This is a genomic window from Campylobacter sp. RM12654, from assembly GCF_020137585.1.
Lineage (GTDB): Bacteria > Campylobacterota > Campylobacteria > Campylobacterales > Campylobacteraceae > Campylobacter_E.
On sequence record NZ_JACGAR010000037.1, the window covers coordinates 1 to 9,952 of the forward strand.

The 9,952-nt window shown below is 28.6% G+C and carries 8 protein-coding genes; 7 read left to right on the forward strand and 1 reads right to left on the reverse strand.

The annotated features are described in order from the left end of the window. The first annotated feature begins 326 nt into the window (after positions 1–326). Both AVBRAN12654_RS08940 and AVBRAN12654_RS08945 read left to right on the forward strand, forming a co-directional pair. Positions 327–569, forward strand: coding sequence for a hypothetical protein (locus tag AVBRAN12654_RS08940; protein WP_214120675.1), 243 nt, complete (start codon positions 327–329; stop codon positions 567–569). Beyond that, positions 563–841, forward strand: a complete 279-nt coding sequence (locus AVBRAN12654_RS08945) for a type II toxin-antitoxin system YafQ family toxin (protein ID WP_442862324.1) — start codon at positions 563–565, stop codon at positions 839–841. Before AVBRAN12654_RS08940 ends, AVBRAN12654_RS08945 begins: the two co-directional genes overlap by 7 nt. Positions 842–1,521: 680 nt before the next feature. Here AVBRAN12654_RS08945 and AVBRAN12654_RS08950 read toward each other — a convergent pair. Continuing rightward, positions 1,522–5,451: an autotransporter outer membrane beta-barrel domain-containing protein gene (locus AVBRAN12654_RS08950; protein WP_336614328.1), complete on the reverse strand. Its 3,930-nt coding sequence runs from the start codon at positions 5,449–5,451 to the stop codon at positions 1,522–1,524. A 164-nt stretch (positions 5,452–5,615) separates the two neighbouring features. On the opposite strand from AVBRAN12654_RS08950, the gene AVBRAN12654_RS08955 reads away from it, so the two are divergent. The 5 genes from AVBRAN12654_RS08955 to AVBRAN12654_RS08975 all read left to right on the forward strand — a co-directional run. Then, positions 5,616–6,095, forward strand: a complete 480-nt coding sequence (locus AVBRAN12654_RS08955) for a phosphatidylglycerophosphatase A family protein (RefSeq protein ID WP_214119583.1) — start codon at positions 5,616–5,618, stop codon at positions 6,093–6,095. After that, positions 6,092–7,174, forward strand: a complete 1,083-nt coding sequence (locus AVBRAN12654_RS08960) for an ABC transporter substrate-binding protein (protein WP_214119584.1) — start codon at positions 6,092–6,094, stop codon at positions 7,172–7,174. The genes AVBRAN12654_RS08955 and AVBRAN12654_RS08960 overlap by 4 nt, the downstream gene beginning before the upstream one ends. A 9-nt stretch (positions 7,175–7,183) precedes the next feature. Next, positions 7,184–7,903, forward strand: a complete 720-nt coding sequence (locus AVBRAN12654_RS08965) for a substrate-binding periplasmic protein (protein WP_336614329.1) — start codon at positions 7,184–7,186, stop codon at positions 7,901–7,903. Further along, the gene (locus AVBRAN12654_RS08970; protein WP_336614330.1) at positions 7,903–8,964 is read left to right on the forward strand and encodes an epoxyqueuosine reductase QueH; all 1,062 of its coding nucleotides are present in this window, start codon (positions 7,903–7,905) and stop codon (positions 8,962–8,964) included. The genes AVBRAN12654_RS08965 and AVBRAN12654_RS08970 overlap by 1 nt, the downstream gene beginning before the upstream one ends. Continuing rightward, a partial coding sequence (locus tag AVBRAN12654_RS08975; protein ID WP_336614331.1) for a cation:proton antiporter occupies positions 8,964–9,952 on the forward strand: 989 nt, incomplete at its 3' end. The genes AVBRAN12654_RS08970 and AVBRAN12654_RS08975, both read left to right, overlap by 1 nt.

The window sequence follows — 9,952 nt, forward strand, 5'->3', positions numbered from 1 at the left end:
TAGTAATAATGAATGGAGTTTTTAAGGTGCTTGTCGCCTTAAAAACTACTAGGATTATTACAATAGTTTTAAAGGTGCAATGCACCTTTAAAAACGCATTAAAGATTATTGCGTTAATAATAGGAGTTTTTAAGATAGCGTTAGCTATCTTAAAAAATGACTAGGATTATTACAATAGTAAAAATTACTAAGGTTATTGCAATAATCCTAAGGGGAGCACTCGCTCCCTTTTTTAAATTTAAAAATCAATTTCCCAATTTAAATTCTTTAAAACTTTATAATTTAAACATATTTAGTATAAGATAACGATTATAAAAGGAGTAAATATGAATGTAATAGTAAAGATGAATGATAATCCGCACTTTTTAAAGGCTTTAAAAGAATTAGCAAAGGCATTTAACGAGCCGATAAAGATAAAGAAAGAAAAAAGCAAATTAGATGATTTTTATAATAGTAAAGAATTTTTAGATTCTATAAAAGAAGCAAAAGAATTAAAGGCTGCGTATTTGCGTGGGGAAGTTGAATATATGGACGCTGAAAAATTCGTAGAAGAAAGCATGAAATGGTGAAATATCAAGTAAGGGAGACTAAAGCTTACAAAACAGCCTTTAAAAAACTAAGCAAAGCTGATAAAGAATTAACAAATAAAATTATTTTAAGATTGGCAAATGATGAAGTATTAGAACCTGTTTATAAAGACCACGCATTACAAGGTAGATTTAAAGGCTATAGAGATTGCCATGTGAAAAACGATTTAGTATTAATCTATGAAAAAGATAAAAACATTCTAATACTAACTTGCATTAGCATTGCAAACCACAGCAATTCATTCAAAAAATAATCTTTAAAAAAAAAAAATAATAGCTTAAACATAAATTTGAATTTATCATATTATTTGATTTAATACTATTTAGGCTATCTCTAAATCAAAATATAAAGCTTTGGTAATAATAAAAATATTGCTTTATATTTTTTTAGTTTTTATGTGTAAATTATTGTTTTAAATTCTTTATTTTTTAATACTTAAAAAAATCAATATCAGTGAGATTTCAAGTGATTTTATGAGTAAAAAATACAATTAAATGCGTAAAAGTAACATTAAAAATAACTAAACTTTTAAGAAATTTGTTGGTAAAAATTATAAATCTTAGCTATCTTTACCGCTTAGTAATTTGGCAAGATTTAAGAAGTAGTTTAATACAAACAATAACTTAGCAATTTAAATTTTCTTACTTTTAAAGAAAATTAAAATATTTTTATTTGAATTATTATTTTAAATTCTTTATTTTTTGTATTTAGTAATGCGAGTGAATGAATAAAGATTATTATTTAATGGTTATTTTTGCTTCTTTATATCAAAAATTAAGCTTTGCGTCATAATTTGAGTATATTTAGGCGATAAGATAAATGTATTTTGAAACTCTTTATGCTTAAACTCATTAAAAAACCCAATAAATAATATTTATTGACAAGATAAAAACATATAAAGATTTTGCACCTTTAAAATAGGTGCAAAGTAAATTAAAAACTCTTTCTTAAAGTCATATTAAGCGAATAATCCACATTCAAATCACCAAAAAATGTCCTTTCAAACTCGGTCATTAGCCTTAAATTATTCGTGAAATTATAATTAAATGAAGCATTAGTTAGCATTCTTGTATCTTTTTTGCCTTCAATTTGTCTAATTACATTTAAATCTCTTATGGTTTTATCGCCGTTTTTAGCTAAATCAGCAGCAATTCCAACCCCAAATCTAAATCCAAATCTTGAATCTTCGCTACTTTGCTTACCAAAACTTAGCATTGTTTTTGTATTAAATGGAACGAATGATTTGCTTTCTAATTTTATATGCTCGGCTTTATTTTCAAGGCTAATCGCACTAACATAGCCACTAATTAGCTCAACGCTAGGCTCTAAATAATAATTATTCATATAAAATCTATTGCCTAATTCTACGCTTGCTACTACGCTTTTAGAATGATTATTCGCGTTAATATAAATTGCTTTATTATTGCCATTATTTAGCGTTAGAGTGTAGTCATTTTTATAATCAACATATTTTGCAATCATATCAATATAAAAACCATTATTAAAAATAAAGCTTGAATAAAGTCCCCCGCCTATGCCTTTTACTTTACCTTCTAGCATATTTTTTGTATCTAGTTTATAAATTGAATTAGTAAAGATAATTCCCGCATAAGCATTGAAATCATCCATTTCGCTAATCTTATCAGCACCGATTTGTAATTCATAATATTTGGTCTTATTATCTTTTAGATACGAACTTGCTCCACCGAAATTCCTAATCCAAATTCCACCATTTGCAACCTCATCTCTTAGCTCTCCCATACGCTTTTGCATATTGTTCCATTCTAAAACATAGTTAAAAAATGCTTGATTTAGCGTGTTTTTAGCTGTATTTATTGAACTTTCTTTCTCTCTTACGAAGAAGTATTCTTGATAATGGCCTTTTGTTTCTACATTGCTTGGATTGTTGCTAGGATTTGGGTCAAGCTCAACTATAACAGGCTCTTCTGGTATTGTAGGCTCATTTGGAGTTGTTGAGGTGTCTGGCTTAGGCTCAATCGGTTTAGTATCAGGCTCACTTGGAGTTGTTGGAGTGCTAGGAATACTAGGTTCGCTTGGATTATTAACACTAGGCTCATTTGGATTAATAGGCTCACTTGGAGTTGTGTCTGTGTTAGTTGGCGGAGTTGGTTTAGTATCAGGCTCACTTGGAGTTGTTGGGGTACTTGGCTTATCTGGTGTTGGGCTTGGCTCTGGTGTTGGAGTAGATGGTATTTTTTCAAGATACCATTTAGCTGTGCCGTTTTCAGTATAATATTTCACATTAGCTTTAAGGTCAGCAAATACTGAAGCTTCACCTTTAATACCAAAATAATTTTCAGCCACTAAAGTATCATTAGCCAAACTTGCTATTAGTATTTTATCATCTCCATTTAAAAAGCTTTCTTTAATTAAAAGCTTATTATTAGCTCCACTTGTGCTTTTGCTTATATTTAAAGCATTAGTGTTGCTTTCGTAAATATATGTTGTATTGGTTGAGTTTAGGCTACTTGCGTTTATATTTGCATTAATCATTGCACCATTAAACTCAAGGCTAGAACTATCATCAGCTGTGATTTTGCCTTTAAAATCTGTGCCATTTAAAAGGCTTAGTTTTGAATTGGTTTTCAAATCAAAATTTGAATTAATTTTGATATTTTTAGCAATGCTTTCGCCACTACTTACTTTTTCTTGATATTTCATATTTGAATAATAATTTTCGTAAGTATCTTTACCTGCATTTAAGTCCGAACTCGCTAAAAATTTAATATTTTCTCCATCGTAACCATCAATATAAGCTAAATTTTTGCCTATTGTAATATTTGAAGAAGTTGAATTTATATCCTTAATATCTACATTTGAATACTTTAAAATATCAAGATTTGCGTTAGTCAATTTAAGACTAGACATTTTATAATCTCTATCTTCCCAATCTTCTTGGTCTAGCCTTGTAGGAGTAGTGAATATTTTTTCATTTATCTTAGAACTAATATCTCCTATAACATAATTAACATTATTTCTATCAGAACTTATATAACTATGCACTACCGGATGACCTTGTAAAACTAAATTTCCATCTTTAAATTCCATATTTTGAATATCTAAACCACCATCATAAACAGCATATTTATCACTATTATTGTGGTTTTGAGCTATATTGATATTTCCTTTAATATTTCCGTGACTGATGGTATTAAATATTTCATAGGTATTTTTAAATTTATCAATATTTAATGTGCTTAATGTTGCACTAGTATTTGTTATCACTGCATTATTATCACTCGCGTAAAAATTATTAAGATTAATATTGTTTCCATTTAAATCAAGCTTACCTGCATTCTCGCCAAAATATAAATAATTTGTATTTATTTGATTTGCGTTATTTATCTTTAAACTTGAATTATTAGTCATATAAATACTTCCAAAAGTATTTTGCCAACCTTTACTATTTAATTCAACTTCGCCCCCACCTATTCTAAGACCTGCATTAGGGCTACTTGAATTAACTATCAATTTACCAGCACCAATTTTATGTAAATAATCATTTTTTGCTGTTTTAGGGTCATAATTTACAACCGAATTAGCCTCTATATCAAGACCGCCGTGTAAAAAGTCAAAATTACCTTTAATATCATAAGTTAAATTATCTTTTATAATCAATGCACTAGAACCTAAATCAGCATTAGCACTAAGAGTTAAAGAACCGCCATTTATATAAATATCCTTATCATTAGCCATAGCATTATTTCTAGCGTTATAATTTACCTGAGTTTGATTAGCGGTTTTTGTATCATAATAATGTTTGAAAGATTTATCTCCCATAGTTTTTTCTAATTCTTGAGTTCCGTCTTTTAAAGAATTTGAATCAAGAGTTAGGTTATTTTGAGTTGTAATGGTGTGGTTATTATAAAATTTATCCATAGTATATTGGTCTATTAAATGATAATTTGTAATAGTGCAAGTCTTACCGCCTGTAGCTTCACAATTTGAACTACTAGCAACTCCTATCATATACCATTTTTTATCTACATTATCCCAAACATATAATGCACTTCCACTATCACCTTCTGATGCAATACTAGAAAATGGTAATCTTGTAGAGCCTATATAATTATTCATTTGAATACCAAATTGTATTTTATAACTATCTTCATCATATATTTGCATAAGGCCACCGGTAAAATATTTATTAGCACTGCTAACATCGGTAGCATCATCTTTTAAATTTGTAATTTTTTGATACCCAGTTCCACTTCTTACAAATAATGTATATCTATCATTATTAAAGTATTCTGCTTTTCCACTTTTATCAGAACAAAAACTATTACCTTTACAAGCTTCATAATTTATATCTTTACCACTTTCGTTGTATGCTTTTACTTGACTTACATTAGCTTTTGCATTTAAATTAACTTTACTTGTTCTAAATGCAACGAAATCTTCAATATCAGTTCTTACGCATTTTTTACCTTGGCAAGGAGTGTCAGTTCCGAAATAATCAGCAAAATTATTAGAAGCACTTACAACTCTCGTGCCTACTCCGCCAAATTCCAAGATACTTCCTTGTTGTATAAGTTTTGGTTGTATTTTGCTTATCATATGAGCTGCACTTAAAACCCTATTGCCACCTATATTTGTAAATTCTCCCCTTAAAATACCCGTTTTATTACTAGCACTAAAATCAATCATAGGCATAGGAGCAAAACTATCTACTTTTAAAGTCCCATCTTTAGAGCTTACGCTAAGCTCTGTTGTCCCTGCTTTAAATTTGCCTTTATTAGCACCAAAATCTAAATAATCTTGATACGAAAATCTACTATCAACGGCACTTGCATTTAAACTAGAATATAAAATACTTATTAAAATTATTGATTTTTTCAACATTTTTTTGCCTTTTTTTATAAAAAATAATCGTTATTTTATAATGTTTTTCTTAAATTAAAAATCATAGAATTTAAAAACGATATTTAAATTCTTTAAATCAAATTCTAAAAACAAATTATTCCTTAACTAACTTAAGATATTTTTCCAAATTACAAAGGATTTTAATGAAAGAAAAATTAGCAAAACTATATTTAACATTTTTTTATTCAGGTCTTAGTCCGTTTGCAAGTGGCACAATGGGGACTATTGCAGCATTACCATTTGCTTATTTGTTACTAATTTACACAGATAAAAGCACTTTAATGCTATTAAGTATTGCAATTTTTATTGCAAGTATTAAAATCATTGACGATTATGAAAAAACTCACGAACACGATGCTAAAGAAATAGTAATTGATGAGGTTTGTGGGGTTTTTTTGGCGATTGGTATGAGTTTTAACAACTCTTGGTGGCATTTTGCTTTAGCTTTTATCTTATTTAGGCTTTTTGATATAACTAAGCCAAGTATTATTGGTAAAGTTGATAAAAAGCTAAAAGGTGGCTTAGGCGTTATGCTTGATGATTTACTTGCAGGATTTTTTGCAGGTCTTTTATGCCTTGTAATTCAAGGAATTTATTTAAATTATTTAAAGGATTTATTATGAAAAAAAGTTTAATTTTATTAGCTTCTAGTGCGGCTTTTGCTTTAGATATTGGTGTAGTTTTACCACTTAGCGGTAGCGTTGCAGCGTATGGAAATGCGGCACTTAATGGAATAAAAGTAGCAAATGCAATGCAACCAACTTTAAAAAATGGAGAGCAAATCAATTTAAATATAGTTGATACAAAAGGCGATAAAATAGAAGCCATCACAGCAACTGAAAGAGTTTTACCAAAAGTTAGTGCAATAATTGGAGAAATGATTACTGCAAATACTATAGTGGTTATGAATACAGCTGAAGCGAAAAAAGTGCCTGTAATTGCACCAGCTGCTACGAATGATAAATTATTAAAAGGCAAAAATTACGCTGCTAGAGTGTGCTTTAATGATAGTTTTCAAGGCGAAGCTATGGCAAAATATTTATTAGCTCAAGGTAAAAAAACAGCAGTAATTGTAAAAGACCAAGCGACTGATTATTCACTAGGTTTATCAAAAGCTTACAAAAAAGAATTTGTTCAAGGTGGTGGAGAAATATTAAAAGAATTAATCATTACAAGTGGAGATAAAGATTTTAACGCTATTTCAGCTCAAATTGCTAGTTTAAATCCTGATGTAGTGTATTTGCCACTTTATTATCAAGAAGCAGCGCTTTTTGTAAGACAAGCAAAAATCGCAGGTGTTAAAAGTATAATCGCTAGTGCTGATGGGGTTGCTGATGAGCAATTTATCAAACTTGCAGCAGAGTATTCAAACAATCATTTATATACAGATAGCTTTGATGCAAATGTTCCACCAACAGAACTTAGCAAAAAATATTTAGCAGAATATGCAAAAGCTTATAATGGAAGTCTTCCATCAAATTTTGCTGCAATGGGTGCTGATGCTTATTTTGTATTAGTAGAAGCTGCAAATCGTTGCGAGCAAATCACTAGCGAATGTATAAATCAAGAGATTAAAAAAACTAAAGATTACGAAGGCGTTAGTGGGATTATTAGCATAGATAGTACAGGAGAGACAAAAAGGTCTTTAATTATTAAAGAAGTAGTAAATGAAAACGCAGTTTATAAAGATAGCGTAAAGTAAGGGAGCAAAATGAAAAAAATATTATTTTCTTTAGCATTATTAACAAGTATGAGTGCTGATATTTTAAGAGTAGCAACAGCACCTAATTATCCGCCTTATGAATATTTAGAAAACAACGAATTAAAGGGCTTTGATGTTGATATTATTAAAGAAATTGCTAAAAGAAATAATTTAGAAGTGGAGTTTAAATATATGGATTTTGACGGATTAATCCCAAGTCTTAAGAGCAATAAAGTGGATTTAATCGGAGCAATTATGAAAAAAACTCCAGCAAGAGCTAAGGCAGTAGAATTTACAATTAATTTTAAAGATAGTTCTAATTATTTCATAAAAAGAATAGAAAATAATGAAAATCAAGAAATTAAAAATTGTAAAGATTTAGATTTTACTAATACGCTTTTTGGGGCTGAACTTGGCTCGGTGCAATATGATATAGCAAAAAAATCTAGCCAAAAAGAAGTAAAAGGCTTTGCAAATTCTAGCATTAGCATACTTTCATTACAAAGCAAAAAAATAGATGCTATAGTATTAGATAAGGTTGCTGCTGTTAATTTTTTAAATAAAAATCCTGATTTGCAAGTAGTTTGCGAGTATAAAGATGAAGACTCACAAGGATTTGCCATAAATAAAGGTAATACAAAATTACTTGAAATAATAAATAAAAGCCTACAAGAAATGCTAGATGATGGCACAATAAATGAAATTAGTAAAAAGTATAAAATAAATTAATGCTAGTTCATATTTGTTGTAGCGTTGATTCGCACTTTTTTTTGCAAGAATTAAGAAAATTAATGCCTGATGAAGAACTCATCGGGTATTTTTATGACCCAAATATTCATCCTTTTAGCGAATATGAATTAAGATATTTTGATGTAGCAAGGTCTTGTAAAAAGCTTGGAATTAAGCTAATTAAAGGTGAATATGATTATGCTGAATGGTTTAATTATGTAAAAGGCTATGAAAATGAGCCTGAGCGTGGGAAGAGATGTTCTAAATGTTTTGATTTTAGAATGCAAAGTTCTGTTGAAATGGCTTTAAAATTAGGGCAAAAAACATTTACAACCACACTTTTATGCTCTCCTAAAAAAGATTTAGAGCAATTAAGAGTATCTATGCAAGAAGCTTTAAAAGGGACTGATTTAGAGTTTTTTTGTGTTGATTTTAGAAAAGATGGTGGAACTCAAAGGCAATTAAAATTAGCAAAAGATGATTTATTGTATCATCAAAATTATTGTGGCTGTATTTACGGCTTAGCTCAACAAAAAAGCGAAGAGCATTTAATAAAAGAATTAAGCTCAAGTATATATAAAAATCAAATTCTACCTGGCTCAATAGAAGAAAAATTGCAATTTTTTAAAAAAGTCGTAAGATTAGAAAGCAAAAATCAACAATTTAGCATTATTAGAGAAAAGTTTTTAAATTATCGTTTGCTTTATGCAAGAATTAAAGCTAATAAAAATACTGCAAAAGCTTTTGTTTTGTTTTATTCGCATTTTAAATCACGCAAAATTAATCTAAGTCTTGACATAAGTAAAGAGCTAATAATGTGTAATAAAGATGAATTATGTGTAATATCGTTTAAAAAAGCAAATGAGTTTTTTAAATACGAAAATTATGAAGAATTTTTAAAAAATCCACCAAGTATTAAAAAACAAATAAGTTTTAGAACAAAATTATTTAATCACTATAACCTAAGTCCTATTATAATTATTGAAAATATCCCCGAAAAAATTGAAATAATTGCAAAAAGCATAATTTTTGAGGATACTAGATTTATACAAGGAAATTAATGGAACTTAGCTCAAATGATTTAAATATTTTATTATTTATATCTTTTGTTGTTTTTTCATCGCCTTATATAGCAAAGCTTACTAGCTTACCTATTTTAGCGGTTGAAATTATTTTAGGAAGTATTGCTGGTGCTATTGGAATAATCACAAAAACACCTGCTTTTACCCTAGCTTCTCATATTGGATTTTGCTATTTAATGTTTATAGCAGGGCTTGAAGTAAGCCTTAAAGAATTTATAAAATTAAATGCAAATGAGCTAAAAAAAATATCTTTATTTTATTTAATTCTTTACGCTTTAGCTATTAGTATTTCATTGATACTAAAACTTAGCTTAGTAGTTGCAATAATAATTCCTGTTATGAGTATAGGGCTTATTAGTATTTTATATAAAGAATACGAAATTACTCCAAAATGGCTTAGTTTTACTATGGTTTTAGCAGCACTTGGCGAAGTAATAAGCATTGTTTTAATAACTCTTTTAAATAGCTTTTCAAACTCAAGTAGCACAATGCAAGTTGTTACTTCTGTATTGTCAATACTATTCTTTTTAGGGATTTTTGTTGTAATTTATTATATTTTTAATGCGATTTTTTGGTGGTTACCTTGGCTTAAAGAGATTTTAATGCCTGATTATGATAAAGCAGAGCGTAATGTAAGGCTTAGTCTTGCATTGTGGATGCTAGCAGTTGCTTTAATGCTTTATTTTGATTTTGAAATAGCTTTAGGAGCGTTTTTAGCTGGTATGTTTATATCTAGCTTTTTTGGGCATAAAAAGGATTTAGAGCATAAATTAAGCTCATTAGGACACCCTTTTTTAATACCTATATTTTTCGTATATGTTGGGCTAAGCCTTGATTTTAGCTTGGTTAATAAAGAGCTTATATTAATGTCATTTGCTATTATTCTTACTATGTTAGTTTGTAGAATAATTAGTTCTTTTGTATTTTATAAAGACTTTAAAATATCTTGTATTTTATTAGCTTTTAC